The organism is Ruegeria sp. BB9, from assembly GCF_056539345.1.
Genome location: NZ_JBQFUU010000001.1, coordinates 562,933 through 580,195 on the forward strand (window position 1 = coordinate 562,933; position 17,263 = coordinate 580,195).

The following is a 17,263-nucleotide window of genomic DNA, read 5'->3' on the forward strand; positions in this document are numbered from 1 at the left end:
CGCAAAAGACAGGGGCCCGGATCGCGCTGTGCGACCCGGGCCCCGAAAAAAGCCGTTCCTGCGTCGAGGGTTACTCGCCGAACACCCGCTCGAAGATCGTGTCGACATGTTTGGTGTGATAACCAAGGTCGAATTTTTCTTCGATCTCTTCCTTGCTCAGCGCCGCGGTCACGTCCGGGTCGGCCAGCAGTTCGGTTTTGAAGTCCTTGCCTTCTTCCCAGACCTTCATCGCGTTGCGCTGCACCAGGCGATAGGCGTCTTCGCGGCTGACGCCGGCCTGGGTCAGGGCCAGCAGCACGCGCTGGCTCATGACCAGACCGCGGAACTTGTTCATGTTGGCCAGCATGTTGTCCGGATAGACCACCAGCTTGTCGATCACCCCGGTCAGGCGCGACAGGGCGAAATCCAGGGTCACGGTGGCGTCGGGGCCGATGTTGCGCTCGACCGAGCTGTGGCTGATGTCGCGCTCGTGCCACAGGGCCACGTTTTCCATCGCCGGGATCACGGTCATGCGCACCAGCCGGGCCAGGCCGGTCAGGTTTTCGGTCAGCACCGGGTTACGTTTGTGCGGCATCGCCGACGAGCCCTTCTGGCCTTTGGAAAAGAACTCCTCGGCCTCCAGAACCTCGGTGCGCTGCATGTGGCGGATTTCGATGGCGATGTTCTCGATGCTGCTGGCGATCACGCCCAGCGTGGCAAAGAAGGCCGCGTGGCGATCGCGCGGGATGACCTGCGTGCTGATCGGCTCGGGCACCAGGCCCAGCTTTTCGCAGACATGCTCTTCGACGCGGGGGTCGATATTGGCGAAGGTGCCGACCGCGCCGCTGATGGCGCCGGTGGCGATCTCGGCGCGGGCGTCGCGCATCCGCGACAGGTTGCGGTCCATCTCGGCGTAGAAGCGCGCGAAGGTCAGGCCCATGGTGGTGGGTTCGGCATGAATGCCGTGGCTGCGGCCGATGCGGACAGTGTCCTTGTGCTCGTAGGCGCGGCGCTTGAGCGCGGCCAGCAAGCCTTCGAGATCGGCGATCAGGATGTCGGCGGCGCGGGTCAGTTGCACGTTGAAGCAGGTATCCAGCACGTCCGAGCTGGTCATGCCCTGGTGGACAAAGCGGGCCTCATCGCTGCCGACATGCTCGGCCAGATGGGTCAGAAAGGCGATGACGTCATGCTTGGTGACGGCCTCGATCTCGTCGATGCGGGCCACGTCGAATTCCACGTCCTTGGCCTTCCAGACGGCCTCGGCGTTTTCGCGCGGGATGACGCCCAGATCGGCCATCGCGTCGCAGGCATGGGCCTCGATCTCGTACCAGATGCGGAACTTGGTCTCGGGCGACCAGACGGCAACCATTTCGGGGCGGGAATAGCGGGGAATCATGGGCGGCGGCACCTTTTTCGGTTGGCAATGGGTGTTGGCGCGGGTGATAGACTCGCCGGACCGTTGGGACAAGGCAGGAGACGCGGGATGAGACGGTTTGCCCTGATTTTGTTGGTTTGGCCCGAAATTCTGGCGGCCGACACGTTCCTACCGCTGACGGGCGCGCAGATTCTCGACGCCCTGTCAGGCCGGATGCTGGCCTATGACAACGGAGCCACACAGGTCTTCGAGCCGTCTATGGCCACGCAGTATTTCTCGGGTCGACCCAGCTCGGGGCGCTGGGCGGTGCGGGATGACCGATATTGTTCGATCTGGCCACCGTCTGACTTTTGGGCCTGTTACGATGTTCAGTCGGACGGTACGCGGATCCGATTTGTGGGAGAGGCCGGCGATGTGACAGTCGGCGTATATGCAGACTAGGCGGCAATGCAGGTCGGGCGGGCCCCTGAGCAAAACTCTTTAAAAACTGGACAAGCGCGGGTTGCATCGCTCATCCTCGGGACGATGACACCAACAAATAGAGATATCAGCTTGTTTAAGAAAAACCTTTTTGCCATCGGCGCGGCTTTTTGGGTCGGGATGGCGGGTGCGGGGCTGAGCGATACGCCGGTCACCTACACCGAAGGGGGGCGTGCGCTGTTTCAGTTCGATGTCCCGGATTTCTGGATGCTGCGCACGGGCGGCCCACGCGATCTTGAGGATACACAACTGGGCGATACCCGGTCCGTAAGCCGGGTGATGGCTGCGCGCCCGGTCACAGATGACTCGGTCTGGATCGGGTTCGTGTCGCCGTTCGGCGTTGCCAGCATCGAGGACGGGGTCCGTTACTTGCAGGATGTCGACAAGTTTCTGGTGAAAAACCCAGAGGTGACAAGTGATGCGAACATGCGCATCGGCGGTTTGCCGGCCCGGGTCATTCGCGGCATCGGCACCCGTGACGGGCGCGGGGTCAACTTCACCGCAACGGTGATCGACCTGCCGCTCAACCGTGTTGCGGTTGTGGTGACCATCCTGCGCGACGGTGCAGATCCTGGCTATGTCGAGGATCTGAATGCCATCTTCGCGTCATTCCGGTCGATGCAGTGAGGGCGTGACAATGGCAGGAACATTTTTGAAGCGATCCGTCATCGTTCTGGGGCTTGGGGCCGGTGGATTTACCCTCTCGGGCTGTGAGGGTGTCACGGTCGGCGTAGGATACGGATATGACCCGTTCTATGACTCGATGCTGTGGAACGACTATTACCGCAACGTGAATGTCGACATTGACGTGGACCGTCCTCCGCCGCCGGGTAAACCGCCGGGTGGAAAACCGCCGCCCAAACCCAAGCCGCCAATTGCGAAACCGCCTGCGCGGCCGAAACCTCCGATCGCCAAGCCGCCGGCGCGTCCTCGACCGCCCGTGGCCCGCCCACCAGCGGCACGGCCCCCGATCCACAGGCCTGCGCCACGGCGATAGGTCGTCCGGAACGGGTATTGGGTCACGCCGGAGCCGAAACCGGTTCCGGCGGCAGCAGTTCGGTGGTGATATGCGCCGAATTCTCAAGCGTGCGGTGCACGGGGCATTTGTCGGCGATTTCAAGAAGTTTGGTCCGCTGGGCGTTGTCCAGCGGTCCGTCCAGTCGGATCTTGCGGCGGAACTGGTCGATCTTTCCATCCCCCGCCAGCCCCGCGTCCTGCGCGTGCACCTTGTTGTGACAGACATCCACGCTGATCCCGGTCAGGGGCCATTGCTTGCGTCGCGCATACATGCGGATCGTCATCGAAGTGCACGCCCCAAGCCCGGCGGAAACGAAGCCATAAGGCGACATGCCGCGATCGGTCCCGCCGTAAGAGGCCGGCTCATCGGCCACGGCATGATGGCTTGGACCTGATTGAATGTCCTGAAGAAAACCGCCCGGGTCCACCTCGGTCACGCGCACCACGCCTTCGGGGGCGCCCGGCGGCGGGGCGGGCGGCGACAGCGGCACATAGCGCGATACCCATGCGGCGATGACGTCGGCCGCGTATTCTGCATCCTTTGAACGGGTGATCAGGTGGTCTGCGTCATCGAGCGTGACAAAGCTTTTGGGGTGCTTGGCGGCCAGAAAAATCGTGCTGGCATTGTCGATGCTGACTGTTTCGTCGCGCGGCGCATGCAGAATCAGCAGCGCGGCCTTCAACTCGGCAATCGAGGGCGTCAGTTTGGATTCAGAGATGTCGCGCACAAACTCTCGACCGATGCGGATGGGGCGCCCACCCAGCAGAACTTCCGCGCTGCCATCCTGTTCGATCTGGCCCCGCGCGTCTTCAAAGTGATGAGCCACATGGCCGGGGTCGGCCGGGGCGCCGATCGTAACCACCGCCTTGACAGATGGGATTCCGGCCCGCGCCCGCAAGACTGCGGCCCCGCCCAAAGAATGCCCGACAAGCAGGTCGGGCGCCATGTTCCGGCCCGCAAGAAACTGCGCAGCGGCGATCAGATCTTCAACGTTCGAAGTGAACGTCGTGTTGGCGAACTCGCCCTCGGAATGGCCCAGCCCGGTGAAGTCGAACCTTAGAACGGCAAATCCCATCGCGGCCAGCCGCGCGCTGATGCGTCGGGCCGCGGGAATGTCCTTGGAGCAGGTAAAGCAATGCGCAAACAGCGCAGTTGCCAGCACCGGCCCATCGGGGAAATCCAGCCGAGCAGCCAGTTGGCCACCATCGTGACCGGAAAATGTGACGCGTTCTGTGGGCATGTCGGGTCCTCAGGCTGTGATACTAGGCGCAATACTGTGAACAAGGCAGTGCAGTCTCAACCCTTGTGACAGGACCGTCACGGGAAGGTGAGGGCGCAGGCGGTGATCGTGAGGCGCCCTTTGTCCGGGAAGTGATCACAATTTGTGAAGTCTAAGCGAACAACAATTCGTTTTTACAATGATTCAGAAGCTCCCATGTTCGGCCTAACCGAAACAAAGGATCAAGGAGCGCGGAGATGACAAATTCGACAAACGCAGCGCATTTCGAAGCTGTACAGGTCGGTACGGCGGTTGCTGTCCTTCTGGCCACGGCCATCGGATTTGCCGCCGGACTGCACTGGCCCCAAGACATGTTTTCACCGGGCGCATCGGCAGAGCCGGTGCTTGAGGATTGGCACGGAAATGTGCGTCGCTCTCACTGGGCGGATTGAGACCTAGTCAAGCCCCATAAGCGCGGAATCGAACGGATAGCGGGTCAGGTTCTCAAAGCCGTCTTCGGTGATCAGAACCTGATCTTCCAGCTTGATCGAGAAATCGCCGCCGACTTCGCCCACGGCGGCCTCGACGCACAGTACCATGCCGGGTTCCAGCGGATAATCATATGAGCCTGGCACCGCCTTGTCCGGATAGGCCACCAACGGCCATTCATCACACAGGCCCACGCCATGCATCAGGCAGCCGTATTTCTGCGCCTGGAACTTGTCGTCCAGCCTGTGGCAGTTGGCGGTCAACTCGGGAATCATCACGCCGGGCTTCAGCATCTCCATGTTGGTCATGATGTGCTCGTGCGCGTGCTGCATGGCATAGACCATGTCGGGGCGCGGCTTTTGATCCCCGATCCACCAGGTGCGCGAGATGTCGACGCAGATGCCGTAGCTGCCGATCAGATCGGTATCGAAGGCGATGATCTCGTTCCTCTGCGTGATCCGCGGCCCGCATTCCTGAAACCACGGGTTGGTACGCGGCCCCGAGGCCAGCAGACGGGTTTCGATCCACTCGCCGCCGCGCTTGATGTTCTCGGCGTGCAGAACGGCCCAGATGTCATCTTCGGACGTCTTGCCGTCGCCCACATGGGCACGGGCGAACTTCTCCATCTCGGCCACGGCGGTTTCGCAGGCGTGGCTGGCGCAGCGCATGGCCAGGATCTCGTCAGGGCCCTTGATGGCGCGGGTCTTTTCGGTGACCTCTTCGCCCTCCATGATCTCGAAGCCCTGCGCCTCGAGCGCGCGGAGGCCGTGCAGCATGATCTTGTCCACCGCCAGCCGGGTGTGGCCGGGGGCGTGGTCCTGCATCAGCCCGCGCACCTCGTTGGCGAACACGTCCGCCTGCACGTCCACCTTATCGCCCCGGTCGAAATAGAACAGGTCCGCGCCCGAGCGCTGCTCGCGCACCAGCGGGTTGAATTTCGACAGGAAGGGCGAGTTCTTGTAGTCCCAGATCACCATGTAGCCATCGGCGCACAGCAGCACGGCCCGGAACGGGTTGTGCGTGTTCCACAGCTGCATGTTGGTGCTGTCGGTGGCGTATCGGATGTTGAGCGGGTCGAACAACAGCAGCCCGCCATAGCCCCGGTCGACGATCGCCTGGGTCAGCCGTTTCCAGCGATATTCGCGCATCCGGTCCAGGTTGGGCAACTGCAAACCGGCGGCGGCCCATTCGTTGAATGCAAGTCGGGTGGGGCCGATCTCTATCCGGTCATTGTCGTTCGGCGTGCCGTCGCCCAGCGTCGCGCCGCGGCTGGGGTCGATCTTGCGGGTGTCTCGGTAGTGGTGGTTCACGGCGCGCCTCCCTGCTTACCGGTTCAGCCTGAAGGGGCAGGGCGGCCCCGTCTGGGTGAATTGCGACGATTTGCCAGTCGCTTTTTGACCGACATGGCCTGTTTTGAGTGCTAACCCAACGCCATGACAGTCATTCTGCAACAGACTCTGCCCTACGATCCGACCCAACAGCGCCCGCTGCCGGGGATCGCGCCGACCACGATGGAGGACTGGCTGCATCGCGATGATGCCTTTGCCGCGCAGATGCGCCACCGCCAACAACTGCTTGAAACCCGCCGGGACGACGTTCTGGCGCTGGACGCGCAGGCGCACCCGGCCGCCGTCGAACTGCTGGATCTGGTCTTGGCGCAGGCCTATCCCGAGGCGACCGACACCGCGCAGCGCCCGGACGGGGTCGCCGTGCCGATTGACCGCGACACCCCTTTGGATACGCTTTGCCTGCTGGCGCAGGAGGATTTCTGCATCCTGCAGAAACAGGGCGACCAGCATGTACTGACCGGGGCCATCCTGTGCTTTCCCGCCAGCTGGCGTCTGTCCGAGAAATTCATGCGCCCGCTGATTGCCATTCACGAGCCGGTCGACAGCTATGACCCCAACATCGCGCGCCGGGTTCAGCGCCTGTTCGACGGGATTCAGGTCGACCGGCCTTTGTGGCGCTTCAACGCGCTGTGGTACGACGACCCCGAACTGCACCAGCCCCGAAGCGCCAGCGCCCCGCGCGAGATCCGTGACCGTGGTACCACCCGGTATCTGCGCAGCGAGCGACAAACGCTTTTGCGGTTGCCCGAGACACGGGCCGTGGTGTTCTCGATCCACACCTATGTCGTGCCGGTCGAGCACCTGCCAGAAATGGAAAACCCCGCCTGATGGCGGGGCCTCCAAGGAGGGTCTTCTGGTAATTCAGTTACAGTCCGATCGCATTGGCGACATCGGCAAACGCACCACTTGAGTTCAGCGACACGATGGCGACCGTATAGGCCAGGACCTGAGTGTTCAGGCGAAAGTCTTCGCCCCGGATGAGGTTCACAGCGGCCATCGACAGAGCGATCGGGGCCGACAGGCTGGCAACGGCACCGGTCAGGGCCCAGCTGGTCAGTCGCAACGCGTCACTGGGCCGGTCGTCATCGCCATCCGTCGCGGCCGGTGCATCGGAAACGGGTGCGTTGGCCTCGTCGGAACGGAAGGCAATGCTGAGCAATTGCTCATCGGTCAATTGAATCGGGCGAGGCGGCTTTGCCGGTGCTTTGACGGCCTCGTGGTCATCAGTTGCTGCGGGCTCAAGGCCCGCAAAAGGTCCGCTGACCGCCTCGAACGCCTCGCGGCGGTTCCGCTGCTTGCGTGGCATCAACGAGTCAAACGCGCCCATGAACTGTTCGATCGTCAAAACGGTTTGCGGCGACAGCCATTCCACTCGTTGCGTCGAGCAGATGTCGACCATCCGATACAGCATGACGACAAGCATCAATTCGGAAATCTCAGGGTCATCCATCAGGCCTGAAACAGGCGAGACCGAAATCACCAATCGGTTGCGCGGGCGTGTCGCCGAGGGGCGCACCATGGTCTTCAGACCAACCGTACGGTCCAGACGCCCATAGCGGTCGCTGGTCTCCCGGGGTTCGGACTCGAGGGTCAAACGGACAAGGTACTGGCTGGACACGATGGTTGCCTCGGTCTGGCTCAGCAGGGTCTTTCGTTCCACAAGATGCCCGTAGTCCTCAAGAGTTGCCACCACGATATGGCCGAACCGCTCCAACGCGCCGTTCGTGTCGCCGTTGAATTGCAGGCCACCGTGGTATCTGTGCTTCGTGGTCACAGTCTTGCCCTCTGCCGTACGAATACTGAACCAACACTCTAGTCGGTGATGAGGGTCAAATTTTGACCATATTGCAAAAAAATGAATTTTTGCGACGATTGATTACGCTTTGGAAACCAAGAAATTAGAGCTTTCCACCCGACACTGTGGCAGCAATGTGGCGGAATTGAGTGCGGTGGCCCGGTGGCCAACAAAGCCTCAGTTGTCGATTCGAGCGGCCATGATCGCAATTGATTTTTGGTAAACCGATGCGGCGTTCCATTGCTGTATCACCGCAAAATTCGGTTCGCCGGGTTGATAGCCCCGGCCGGGTTTCCACCCTTTCTGCCGAAGAAAATTTGCGGTTGAGGCCAACGCATCCGTCATGTTGTAGAAGTCCACGCGCCCGTCACCCGTGGCGTCCACGCCATAGGTCAGAGCATTGCCGGGCAGAAACTGGGTGTGGCCCAACTCGCCATGTTTTGCCCCTTTTGTTGCCACCGTGATCGCCCCCTGATCGACCAGTTTCAGCGCCCCGATGGCATGGGGAACAAAGAAGTCGGACCGTCGACAATCGTAGGCCAATGTTGTGATTGCGGAAACAACCTGGCTGTCGCCCATGAAGTTTCCGAACCCGGTTTCCATGCCGTGAATGGCAATCAGAACGCCGGCCGGGACACCATACTGACGCTCCAGCGCCGCGTAGAATCCCGGGTTTCGGGCCTTGCGCTTGCGCCCCTGGACCACGATCGTATCCGCCCCTCGAACCTTCATGAACTTGTCGAGGGAATATTTGAAGCTTTTCTGCCCCCGATCCGCGGCGATGGTCCGTGTGGCATATTGGGTTTGCGCCAGAGCCTGCAGCCCTTTTTTCTTTACTCCGGCTTTGCGCGCCTGCTTGGCAAAGTCGGCCTTCCAGGCTTCAAAACCAGCGCCTGTGTTCCCGCAGGGAGCGGACTGCGCCGCCACGGGGGCACTCAGTGCAATGAAAACGGACAGGACCGTAAGGCGCATGGGGACCTCCTGGAAATCAGGGCAGGGTGGGTGCGATAACGTACAGGGCTTTTAGGGCCTCGCTGGGTTCAATCCCGGGCAGTGCGGCGCGAAAGATCTCTTCCATCGTGCCTTGGGCATACAGCTGCGACAGGATCTCATCGACCATCAGGCGAAAGTCATCGTCGCCGCGCGCAAGGGCCAGGCCTTGCTTTTCAATCGTCAGAATCTCTTGCGAGATTTTGAAGTCGTCCTTCAATCCAGCTGCCAGATAATTCACCAAAAGGATGGATTGGTCGGCGAAATAGGCGTCGATCTCTCCGTCCCTCAAAGCCTTGATCCCGTCGGGATGCGAGGCGAACCGAACGAGCTTTGCCTCGATCCCCGCTGATCCGAACGAGTTGAACACGGCTTCTTCGGTGGTCGTGCTGCTGCGCATGCCGACTTTCTTGCCGGAAAGCGACGCCATCGTGACTTCCGCATCTATCGGCAGCAAAACGGATGTTCCGTCTACGAAGATCGGGATCGAAAAATCGACGGTTTCCCGCCGCGACAGTGTGATTGTCGCCGCGCCGCACAACAGGTCGATCTGGCCAGAGGCGACCATGTCAAAGCGTGTATCCGACTGCACCGGAATGAACTGTGCGGTGAGGTCATCCGCACCCAGTCGGCTGGCGATGGCTCGGGCAACCTGATCGCAGACCATCACGGACAACCCGTCGGGTCGCTCTTGGTCGTTGATGTAAGAAAGCGGGGCGGCATCTGTCCGAAACCCAAATCGGATTTCGCGGGTTTCTTTGATCCGGTCGATCGTCTGCGCCGCAGCGCCTGAAACAAGAAGTGCAGCAGAGAGGGTCAGGGCGAGAAGGCGCATGAAAAATCCTGATAATTGAATTGATCTTCAGCCTAGCGGCAAAGGCGCCTGTCACAAAGGGAAATATCGGGGCCTTGCACCACTGAAAAGGGGCGCCCGACAGGACGCCCCCAAGGTCTTTTCATTGGACTTCCGACCGGGGTCAGCAGCTGTAGTACATGCCGTATTCGACCGGGTGCGGAGTGTGCTCGTAGGTTTCGACCTCTTCCATCTTCAGTGCGATGTAGCCGTCGATCTGGTCTTTGGTGAACACGTCGCCCTGCAGCAGGAAGTCGTGATCGGCCGCCAGACATTCCAGCGCCTCGCGCAGGCTGCCGCAGACGGTCGGGATACCGGCCAGTTCTTCGGCGGGCAGATCGTACAGGTTCTTGTCCATGGCTTCGCCCGGATCGATCTTGTTCTTGATGCCGTCCAGGCCGGCCATCAGCAGTGCCGCAAACGCCAGGTAGGGGTTTGCCGACGGATCGGGGAAGCGGGCCTCGACGCGCTTGGCCTTCGGCGATTCAGTCCACGGGATACGGACGCAACCCGAACGGTTGCGGGCCGAGTAGGCGCGCAGAACGGGCGCTTCGAAGCCCGGGATCAGGCGCTTGTAGCTGTTGGTCGACGGGTTGGTGAAAGCGTTCAGGGTCTTGGCGTGCTTGAGGATACCGCCAATGAACCACAGGGCTTCGTCCGACAGATCGGCATATTTGTCGCCTGCAAACAGCGGCTTGCCGTCCTTCCAGATCGACATGTTGACGTGCATACCGGTGCCGTTGTCACCCGCGATCGGCTTCGGCATGAAAGTGGCCGACTTGCCGTAGGCGTGCGCGACGTTGTGGATGACGTACTTGTATTTCTGCAGCTCGTCCGCCTGTTTGGTCAGGCTGTCGAAGATCAGGCCCAGCTCGTGCTGGCACGAGGCCACTTCGTGGTGGTGCTTGTCGACCTTCATGCCCAGACGCTTCATGGTCGACAGCATTTCCGAACGCAGGTCCTGCGCCTCGTCGATTGGGTTCACGGGGAAGTAGCCACCCTTGACGCCCGGACGATGGCCCATGTTGCCCATCTCGTATTCGGTGTCGGTGTTCCAGGATGCATCGGTTGCATCAACTTCGTAGGACACCTTGTTGATGCTGTTCGAGAAACGCACGTCGTCGAACAGGAAGAACTCGGCCTCGGGGCCCATGTAAGCCACGTCGCCAACGCCCGAAGACTTCAGGTAGGCTTCGGCCTTCTGCGCGGTGCCGCGCGGGTCACGCTCATAGGCTTCGCCGGTATCGGGTTCCACGACCGAGCAGTGCAGGCAGATTGTCTTTTCCGCATAGAAGGGATCGACATACGCGCTTTCAGTATCGGGCATCAGTTTCATGTCCGATGCTTCAATCGACTTCCAACCGGCGATGGACGAACCGTCGAACATGAAGCCTTCCTCAAGGAAGTCTTCGTCGACCTGGTCGGCCATGACGGTCACGTGCTGAAGCTTGCCACGCGGATCGGTGAAGCGGATGTCGACATACTCGGCACCCTCGTCTTTGATCAGCTGAAGAACTGCGTCCTTGCTCATTACTATGTTCCTCTAGATTGCAGAATTGGTATTACAGCGCGTCCGAGCCGGTCTCGCCGGTCCGGATGCGAATGGCTTGTTCAACGGACGAGACAAAGATCTTGCCGTCCCCGATCTTGTCGGTCTTGGCGGCCGACACGATGGCTTCGATGGCCGCATCGACCTGATCGGCATCCAGAACGACCTCGACTTTGACCTTGGGCAGAAAGTCCACCACATATTCCGCACCGCGGTACAGTTCGGTGTGTCCTTTCTGGCGGCCGAAGCCCTTGACTTCGATCACGCTGAGGCCCTGGACGCCAACGTCCTGCAGGGCCTCTTTCACTTCGTCCAATTTGAACGGCTTGATGATCGCTTCGATCTTTTTCATCCGGGCTCACCTCGCATGGTTGTCAGAATGGCAGTGATCACGTCTAAGATCGGGCGGCAATGCGATTGCCGAATTGACCGTCTGCTGGTGAAGGGATTCTGGGCGGCGGGCCAATTTTTAGGCAAGTTGCGCAAAAATTAATCAGATTTGAAACGTGCGAGGGTTTCGGATGCCAAAACTGCTGACTTCGTCCCAGATGAGGGCGGCCGAACGCGCCGCAATCGAATCCGGGTTTGTCACCGGCCTTGAGCTGATGGAGCGCGCAGGTCGCGGGGTGGTCGAGGCCGTCTTTGAAACCTGGCCTGACCTGGCGGCGGGGTCAGGGCGGGCCGTTGTGTTGTGCGGGCCGGGCAACAACGGCGGCGACGGTTTTGTAGTTGCGCGCATTCTGAAAGAGTGGGGGTGGGTCGTGGACCTTTTCCTGTTGGGCGACTCCGAGAAGTTGCCGGAAGACGCGCGGGCGAATTATGAGCGCTGGTGCGCGATGGGTTCGTGCCATGCGCTGTCCGATGACGCGCTTGATGCCTACGCCGCGGACCGTTTGGATACTGTTCTGGCGGTTGATGCCTTGTTTGGAACCGGGCTGACGAGACCGGTAGCCGGGCTGCCACGGACAATGCGTAAATTGGGCCAGTGGAAAGCGTCACAGTCGGAAGGTGGTTGCCCACGTGTGGTTTGTGTGGACATTCCCAGCGGCCTATGCGCGGACAGTGGTCGGCGTCTGGTGTCAGAGGGATTTGCCCCCGAAGATTGCGCCGCTTCGGCCAACCTGACGGTGACGTTTCATACCGCAAAGCCGGGCCATTATCTGGCCGAGGGACCAGAATGCTGTGGCAGGGTGTCCGTTGTCGATATCGGTCTGCCGGCTCTGTCAGTTGAAGAAACACCAGATGGCCGGCCGAGCGTGTTGCTGGACCCGGAAAATCTGCCTGATCTGCAGAAATCGGCTTTCGATCACAAATACGGTCACGGTCATGCGCTGATCCTGACGGGCGAAACTGGAAAAACAGGCGCTGCGCGATTGGCTGCGCGCGGAGCGTTGCGCGTGGGCGCTGGTCTTGTCACGCTGGGTATCCCTCCCGCCGAATTGCAGGAAGTCGCCAGCCAAGTCACCGCGGTCATGATTGAGCAGATCGAAGGCGCGGATGGGCTGGCCATTGCATTGCGGGACCAACGCCTGAACGCGCTGTGCCTCGGGCCCGGATTGGGCCTGGACAAGGCTCGATCGCTGGTCCCCGTGGCATTGGAGTCCGGAAGGGCAACCGTGCTGGATGCCGACGCTCTTTCGGCATTTGCCGAGGATCCGGCGTCACTGATGGCGATCCTGCATGAAAACTGCGTCCTGACACCGCACGGCGGTGAATTCGCCCGTCTGTTCCCCGACATCTCGGCCAAGCTTTCCTTACATCCCGAGGATGGACCGGCTTTCTCAAAGGTTGATGCCGTGCGCGAGGCGGCCGGCAGGGCAGGGTGCGTGGTTCTTTTCAAGGGACCGGACACTGTGATTGCGGGGCCGGACGGTCGGTGCTCGATCCATTCAGCCCACTATGATCGGGCCGCGCCGTGGCTGGCGACCGCAGGCGCGGGCGACGTGTTGGCGGGTTTATTAACCGGGCTGCTGGCACGTGGATTGCACCCGCTGAAAGCGGCCGAAACCGCCGTCTGGCTTCACGTGGAGTGTGCGCGCGCTTTTGGCCCGGGATTGATCGCGGAAGACCTTCCCGAGCAACTGCCCGGTGTGCTCAAGCGTCTTCAGGTATGAAGTTCTTGCGTGTTCCCAAGGCGCAAGGCTAGAATATCGGCAGGTTTTTGCTGTCAAGACCGCGCAAATGCATAGCGAGTGTTTGCCAAACGCATGGCCGGATGGCAGAATTCTCTTGCGGGCCGTCTGAAGCCTGTGCACGTTTGTTGTTAAAATATTGATAACACGGACATTTTGCTTTGCTGCCACTTTGTCTTTGTGGCGGATTTGCAATGATCGAGCTGAATGGCGTAGGGGCCTCTGGAACCGGACAGTTCCACTGAACATCTGGGCAGTACCTGAAACCCGAACCTTTCATGGTGAGTGCTATGACATTGAATATCAAACTCTCCTCAGTCGCCGCTGTTCTTGCGGCCACCACGGCCATCCCCGCCGCGGCAGAGCTGAAATACGAGAACAACAGCGGTGGCTATGTTCTGCTGTATGGGCAGTTCAACCCGGCAATCATCTCGGTTGACGACGGCCAAGAAACCGATACCCGCCTGCTGGACAACGACCTGTCCAACAGCCGCGTCGGCCTGAGCCTGATGCAGCCGTTTGGCCAGAACGAATTCACCTTCCGCTTTGAAACCGCGCTGGGTCTTCCGAACTCCAGTGAGTGGAACCAGTTGGGCACCGATTTCAGCGGCTGGACCCGGGAAGACATTCGTCACGTGGATTTTGCGCTGAAAGGTGGCTGGGGTAAATTCTCGGCCGGTCAGGGCAGCATGGCGTCTGACGGTGCAGCGGAAACTGACCTGTCTTATGTCGGCACCGCGCTGTATTCGTTCACCAACGATGAAAACTCGGGCTTCTTCTACCGCGGAACCGACGGAACCCTCAGCGACATCACCGTCGGCGACTCCAGCAGCAACTTTGACGGCGCGCGCCGTGGCCGCGTGCGGTATGACACGCCGGATTTCAGCGGCTTTTCGGCCAGCTTCGCCTATGGTCAAAACATCCTGTCCAGCAGTGATGACGACGACTATTACGACGTTGCTCTGAACTACAACAACACCTTTGCCGGTGGCATCGAGTTCGCGGCAAGCGTGGCCTATGCGGTGCGTGATTTCGACGACGGTTCGGGCGACCGTGAAGACACGATCGGCTCGGCATCGGTACTGCTGCCCAGCGGCTTCAGCTTCACCGCTGCTGCCGGTACCCGAAACAACGTGTCAGGCGAAAGCGATCCCAACTTTTGGTACACCAAGATCGCCTACGAGGATAATTGGGTGTCCTGGGGCAAGACCGGTATCGGCATCGACTACTATGATGGTTCCGATTTCAACACGGACGGGTCCAGCACCGAGTCCTGGGGTATCGCAGTGGTGCAGCGCATCGACAGCATCAACACCGATGCCTACCTGAAATATCGCAACCACGACTTCAACGACGGAACGTCTTTTGACAAGAACGAAGCTTGGGTCCTGGGGGCCCGCTGGAAGTTCTGATCCTGATGTTGTTGTGAATTCATGGCGCCCCGGCTCTGTCCGGGGCGTTTTTTGTGGGGCAGGGTGGCAAAACAAGGCCAATCTGGCACCTTGCCCCTTGCCCTTCGGCGGCTAGGCAAATAGAAGGCGTCAAATTTGCCCGGCGCGCCCGTTTTGCGCGCCCCGAATCCTATGGGGACTACCAGAATGCAGGTTACCGAGACGCTGAACGAGGGTCTGAAACGCGGCTACAACATCGTTGTCACCGCCGCCGAGCTGGACGAGAAGGTCAATGAGAAACTGATCGAAGCTCAGCCGGAAATCGAGATGAAAGGCTTCCGCAAGGGCAAGGTTCCCATGGCACTGCTGAAAAAGCAGTTTGGCCAGCGCCTGTTGGGCGAAGCAATGCAAGAAACCATCGACGGTGCGATGAACAAGCACTTCGAAGACAGTGGTGATCGTCCGGCGCTGCAGCCTCAGGTCAAGATGACCAACGAAGACTGGAAAGAAGGCGACGACGTTCACGTCGAAATGTCCTATGAAGCCCTGCCGGAAATCCCCGAAGTTGACCTGAAATCGGTCGAGCTGGAGAAGCTGGTCGTCAAGGCGGACGACGCGGCCGTGGAAGAAGCCCTGCAGAACCTGGCTGAAACCGCTCAGGATTTCAAAGCCCGCCGCAAGGGATCAAAGGCGAAGGAAGGCGATCAGGTCGTCATCGATTTCGTCGGCAAGGTTGACGGCGAAGCCTTCGAAGGCGGTTCGGCCGAGGATTACCCGTTGGTGCTGGGCTCGAACAGTTTCATCCCCGGTTTCGAGGACCAGCTGGCTGGCGTGAAGGCCGAGGAAGTCAAGGACGTCACCGTTACCTTCCCCGAGGAATACGGTGCCGAGCACCTGGCCGGCAAAGAGGCCGTGTTTACCTGCACCGTCAAAGAGGTGAAGGAACCTGTTGCCGCCGAGATCAACGACGAACTGGCACAGAAGTTTGGCGCTGAGGATCTGGCTGCGTTGAAGGCGCAGATTGCCGAGCGTCTGGAAGCCGAATACGCGGGTGCGTCGCGCGCGGTGATGAAGCGCGCACTGCTGGACGCGCTGGACGAGAAAGTGTCGTTCGACCTGCCGCCGACCCTGGTCGAAGCCGAAGCCAAGCAAATCGCGCATCAGCTGTGGCACGAAGAAAACCCCGAGGTGACCGATCACAACCACGATGAGATCGAGCCGACCGAAGAGCACAACAAACTGGCTGAGCGCCGCGTGCGTCTGGGCCTGTTGCTGGCCGAGCTGGGCCAGAAGGCTGAAGTCGAAGTCACCGACGCCGAGATGACCCAGGCGATCATGAACCAGGCTCGCCAGTACCCGGGTCAGGAGCGTCAGTTCTTCGAGTTCGTTCAGCAGAACGCTCAGATGCAGCAGCAACTGCGCGCGCCGATCTTTGAGGACAAGGTTGTAGACTACGTGGTCGAGTTGGCCAAAGTGACCGAAAAGGAAGTCAGCAAGGAAGAGCTGCAGAAGGCAATCGAAGCCCTCGAAGAGGAATAAGCCGCGTTTTCAGGTCGGTCCGGGTGCCGCCGCACCCGGTCGGTCAAACGGCGAATGTCCGAACAGAAAGAAATGAAAACAGGCCCTCTTCGGAGGGCCTTTTTTGTTGCCGCCGAGAACCGGAACGTATGGCGCCAGCGGCGGATCGGTTGCCGAAATTAGAGCGGAGCCGCCTGGAATGAGACGGCTCCGCATGGGTGGCTTTTGGACTTATGAGGTGAGGGGGTCAGGCCTCATGAGCAAAAGCACGGGGGGTTTGCAACAAAGCGGTTTTCTGCTCTGGGGTGAAGCGGTCCGACAGGCTCTCGATCAATTTGAGTACGGCCTGGACTTCTTCTTTCGTCGTCGCAGCGTGCATCTGCTCGACGAAGTATTTCTCAAGATCGGTCAGTGGCTGGTGGTCAAGATTGGCGGCACCGGCCTGTGCAAGCTTGGCTTGCTGACCCGAATTAAACAGTTCGAGCGCCTGATCGTCGGTCAGGAACACGTCGTAGTCGATGCTCGAATACTCGCGGATCGATTGGATACGCTCGTCCGAACAATCCATCAGAGCGGCCATTGCGACCACTTTGCCCATCGGCTTGGCCGTTCCGACATAGTCGTACGGAGCATTTCCGGACCGTTGCAGCACCCGGTTCATAACCGGATCAATGACCGCGACCGAGTCGAGCACTCCAGCTTCCTGGGCGTATTCGAATGACCCAATCATGACCTCGCTGGTCACGTAGGATACGGAATTTTTGCCACGTCCCCGGCCGAGCCGTTTCGTGTCGACGCAGAACCGTGTGGCTTCCCAGACCTGGGCGCTGCGGATTGGCGGCTCGCCATCAAGGATCGAGCTGAACACATCGGACAGCATGTGCGGGCCGGTCGTCTGCAAGAGGCGCATGCACCCAACGACGTCCCCCTCGTCGTTGATGCTGACCACGTGTGCAGGATTGAGCGAGTCGAACTGATCGAATTCGCGCCCGTCCTGGATGTTCACTTCCCAGCCCAAGCGATCCCCGAACACGCGTGCGCGCAGCTTGAACATCTCATCCAAGACGTCTTTGAACTTATGCTGGTTGATGCCATCAATAACGATGATCATTCCATCCCCCTACAG

General features: G+C 60.3%; 17 protein-coding genes. 8 read left to right on the plus strand and 9 right to left on the minus strand.

Annotation, left to right across the window (positions count from 1 at the left end; all coding sequences use genetic code 11):
* Window positions 1-70: 70 nt before the first annotated feature.
* Window positions 71-1,375, minus strand: a complete 1,305-nt coding sequence (purB, locus tag ACR0FC_RS02815; RefSeq protein ID WP_170338031.1) for an adenylosuccinate lyase — start codon at window positions 1,373-1,375, stop codon at window positions 71-73.
* 87 nt (window positions 1,376-1,462) lie between these two features.
* Here purB and ACR0FC_RS02820 point away from each other — a divergent pair, with 87 nt between their 5' ends.
* The 3 genes from ACR0FC_RS02820 to ACR0FC_RS02830 all read left to right on the plus strand — a co-directional run bounded on the left by ACR0FC_RS02820 (window position 1,463) and on the right by ACR0FC_RS02830 (window position 2,831).
* Window positions 1,463-1,795, plus strand: coding sequence for a hypothetical protein (locus ACR0FC_RS02820; protein ID WP_170338033.1), 333 nt, complete (start codon window positions 1,463-1,465; stop codon window positions 1,793-1,795).
* A gap of 111 nt (window positions 1,796-1,906) precedes the next feature.
* Window positions 1,907-2,461 carry a hypothetical protein gene (locus ACR0FC_RS02825; protein WP_254437750.1) on the plus strand — a complete coding sequence of 185 codons (555 nt, stop codon included), beginning with the start codon at window positions 1,907-1,909 and terminating at the stop codon, window positions 2,459-2,461.
* A 10-nt stretch (window positions 2,462-2,471) separates the two neighbouring features.
* Complete coding sequence (locus ACR0FC_RS02830; RefSeq protein ID WP_170338034.1) at window positions 2,472-2,831, plus strand: hypothetical protein; 360 nt, start codon at window positions 2,472-2,474, stop codon at window positions 2,829-2,831.
* 22 nt (window positions 2,832-2,853) lie between these two features.
* Here ACR0FC_RS02830 and ACR0FC_RS02835 read toward each other — a convergent pair whose 3' ends face one another.
* Window positions 2,854-4,092 (minus strand): bifunctional alpha/beta hydrolase/OsmC family protein, encoded by a 1,239-nt coding sequence (locus ACR0FC_RS02835; RefSeq protein WP_170338036.1) that lies wholly within the window; start codon window positions 4,090-4,092, stop codon window positions 2,854-2,856.
* Window positions 4,093-4,328: 236 nt separating this feature from the next.
* Between ACR0FC_RS02835 and ACR0FC_RS02840 the strand changes: the two genes are divergently transcribed.
* Window positions 4,329-4,523, plus strand: a complete 195-nt coding sequence (locus ACR0FC_RS02840) for a hypothetical protein (protein WP_170338038.1) — start codon at window positions 4,329-4,331, stop codon at window positions 4,521-4,523.
* Window positions 4,524-4,526: 3 nt separating this feature from the next.
* Here ACR0FC_RS02840 and dddP read toward each other — a convergent pair whose 3' ends face one another.
* On the minus strand, window positions 4,527-5,870 hold the full coding sequence (gene dddP / locus ACR0FC_RS02845) for a dimethylsulfonioproprionate lyase DddP (protein WP_170338040.1): 1,344 nt from the start codon (window positions 5,868-5,870) through the stop codon (window positions 4,527-4,529).
* 123 nt (window positions 5,871-5,993) lie between these two features.
* Here dddP and ACR0FC_RS02850 point away from each other — a divergent pair, with 123 nt between their 5' ends.
* On the plus strand, window positions 5,994-6,737 hold the full coding sequence (locus tag ACR0FC_RS02850; RefSeq protein ID WP_170338042.1) for a heme-dependent oxidative N-demethylase family protein: 744 nt from the start codon (window positions 5,994-5,996) through the stop codon (window positions 6,735-6,737).
* A gap of 37 nt (window positions 6,738-6,774) precedes the next feature.
* On the opposite strand, the gene ACR0FC_RS02855 is transcribed toward ACR0FC_RS02850, so the two are convergent.
* From ACR0FC_RS02855 to ACR0FC_RS02875, 5 genes are all read right to left on the minus strand, one after another.
* Window positions 6,775-7,683 (minus strand): hypothetical protein, encoded by a 909-nt coding sequence (locus ACR0FC_RS02855; protein ID WP_367646345.1) that lies wholly within the window; start codon window positions 7,681-7,683, stop codon window positions 6,775-6,777.
* 198 nt (window positions 7,684-7,881) lie between these two features.
* Entirely contained in the window at window positions 7,882-8,676 is a 795-nt protein-coding gene (locus tag ACR0FC_RS02860) for a lytic murein transglycosylase (RefSeq protein WP_170338044.1), read from the minus strand.
* Window positions 8,677-8,692: 16 nt separating this feature from the next.
* Entirely contained in the window at window positions 8,693-9,529 is an 837-nt protein-coding gene (locus tag ACR0FC_RS02865; protein WP_170338046.1) for an amino acid ABC transporter substrate-binding protein, read from the minus strand.
* 142 nt (window positions 9,530-9,671) lie between these two features.
* Window positions 9,672-11,078, minus strand: a complete 1,407-nt coding sequence (glnA, locus tag ACR0FC_RS02870; RefSeq protein ID WP_093962421.1) for a type I glutamate--ammonia ligase — start codon at window positions 11,076-11,078, stop codon at window positions 9,672-9,674.
* Window positions 11,079-11,109: 31 nt separating this feature from the next.
* A complete protein-coding gene (locus ACR0FC_RS02875; protein ID WP_093962420.1) occupies window positions 11,110-11,448 on the minus strand; it encodes a P-II family nitrogen regulator in 339 nt (112 codons plus the stop codon).
* 169 nt (window positions 11,449-11,617) lie between these two features.
* Between ACR0FC_RS02875 and ACR0FC_RS02880 the strand changes: the two genes are divergently transcribed.
* From ACR0FC_RS02880 to tig, 3 genes are all read left to right on the plus strand, one after another.
* Complete coding sequence (locus ACR0FC_RS02880) at window positions 11,618-13,210, plus strand: NAD(P)H-hydrate dehydratase (RefSeq protein WP_170338047.1); 1,593 nt, start codon at window positions 11,618-11,620, stop codon at window positions 13,208-13,210.
* A 308-nt stretch (window positions 13,211-13,518) separates the two neighbouring features.
* Window positions 13,519-14,640, plus strand: coding sequence for a porin (locus ACR0FC_RS02885; RefSeq protein WP_170338049.1), 1,122 nt, complete (start codon window positions 13,519-13,521; stop codon window positions 14,638-14,640).
* A gap of 186 nt (window positions 14,641-14,826) precedes the next feature.
* Window positions 14,827-16,158 (plus strand): trigger factor, encoded by a 1,332-nt coding sequence (gene tig / locus ACR0FC_RS02890; protein ID WP_170338051.1) that lies wholly within the window; start codon window positions 14,827-14,829, stop codon window positions 16,156-16,158.
* 226 nt (window positions 16,159-16,384) lie between these two features.
* Here tig and ACR0FC_RS02895 read toward each other — a convergent pair whose 3' ends face one another.
* Complete coding sequence (locus ACR0FC_RS02895) at window positions 16,385-17,248, minus strand: acyl-homoserine-lactone synthase (protein ID WP_170338053.1); 864 nt, start codon at window positions 17,246-17,248, stop codon at window positions 16,385-16,387.
* Between the last annotated feature and the right edge of the window lie 15 nt (window positions 17,249-17,263).

Coding starts and splice junctions, on each gene's coding strand:
- purB (WP_170338031.1), bottom strand. CDS start 1,375: ATGATTCCCCGCTATTCCCGCCCCGAAATGGTTGCCGTCTGGTCGCCC.
- ACR0FC_RS02820 (WP_170338033.1), top strand. CDS start 1,463: ATGAGACGGTTTGCCCTGATTTTGTTGGTTTGGCCCGAAATTCTGGCG.
- ACR0FC_RS02830 (WP_170338034.1), top strand. CDS start 2,472: ATGGCAGGAACATTTTTGAAGCGATCCGTCATCGTTCTGGGGCTTGGG.
- ACR0FC_RS02835 (WP_170338036.1), bottom strand. CDS start 4,092: ATGCCCACAGAACGCGTCACATTTTCCGGTCACGATGGTGGCCAACTG.
- ACR0FC_RS02840 (WP_170338038.1), top strand. CDS start 4,329: ATGACAAATTCGACAAACGCAGCGCATTTCGAAGCTGTACAGGTCGGT.
- ACR0FC_RS02850 (WP_170338042.1), top strand. CDS start 5,994: ATGACAGTCATTCTGCAACAGACTCTGCCCTACGATCCGACCCAACAG.
- ACR0FC_RS02860 (WP_170338044.1), bottom strand. CDS start 8,676: ATGCGCCTTACGGTCCTGTCCGTTTTCATTGCACTGAGTGCCCCCGTG.
- ACR0FC_RS02865 (WP_170338046.1), bottom strand. CDS start 9,529: ATGCGCCTTCTCGCCCTGACCCTCTCTGCTGCACTTCTTGTTTCAGGC.
- glnA (WP_093962421.1), bottom strand. CDS start 11,078: ATGAGCAAGGACGCAGTTCTTCAGCTGATCAAAGACGAGGGTGCCGAG.
- ACR0FC_RS02875 (WP_093962420.1), bottom strand. CDS start 11,448: ATGAAAAAGATCGAAGCGATCATCAAGCCGTTCAAATTGGACGAAGTG.
- ACR0FC_RS02880 (WP_170338047.1), top strand. CDS start 11,618: ATGCCAAAACTGCTGACTTCGTCCCAGATGAGGGCGGCCGAACGCGCC.
- ACR0FC_RS02885 (WP_170338049.1), top strand. CDS start 13,519: ATGACATTGAATATCAAACTCTCCTCAGTCGCCGCTGTTCTTGCGGCC.
- tig (WP_170338051.1), top strand. CDS start 14,827: ATGCAGGTTACCGAGACGCTGAACGAGGGTCTGAAACGCGGCTACAAC.
- ACR0FC_RS02895 (WP_170338053.1), bottom strand. CDS start 17,248: ATGATCATCGTTATTGATGGCATCAACCAGCATAAGTTCAAAGACGTC.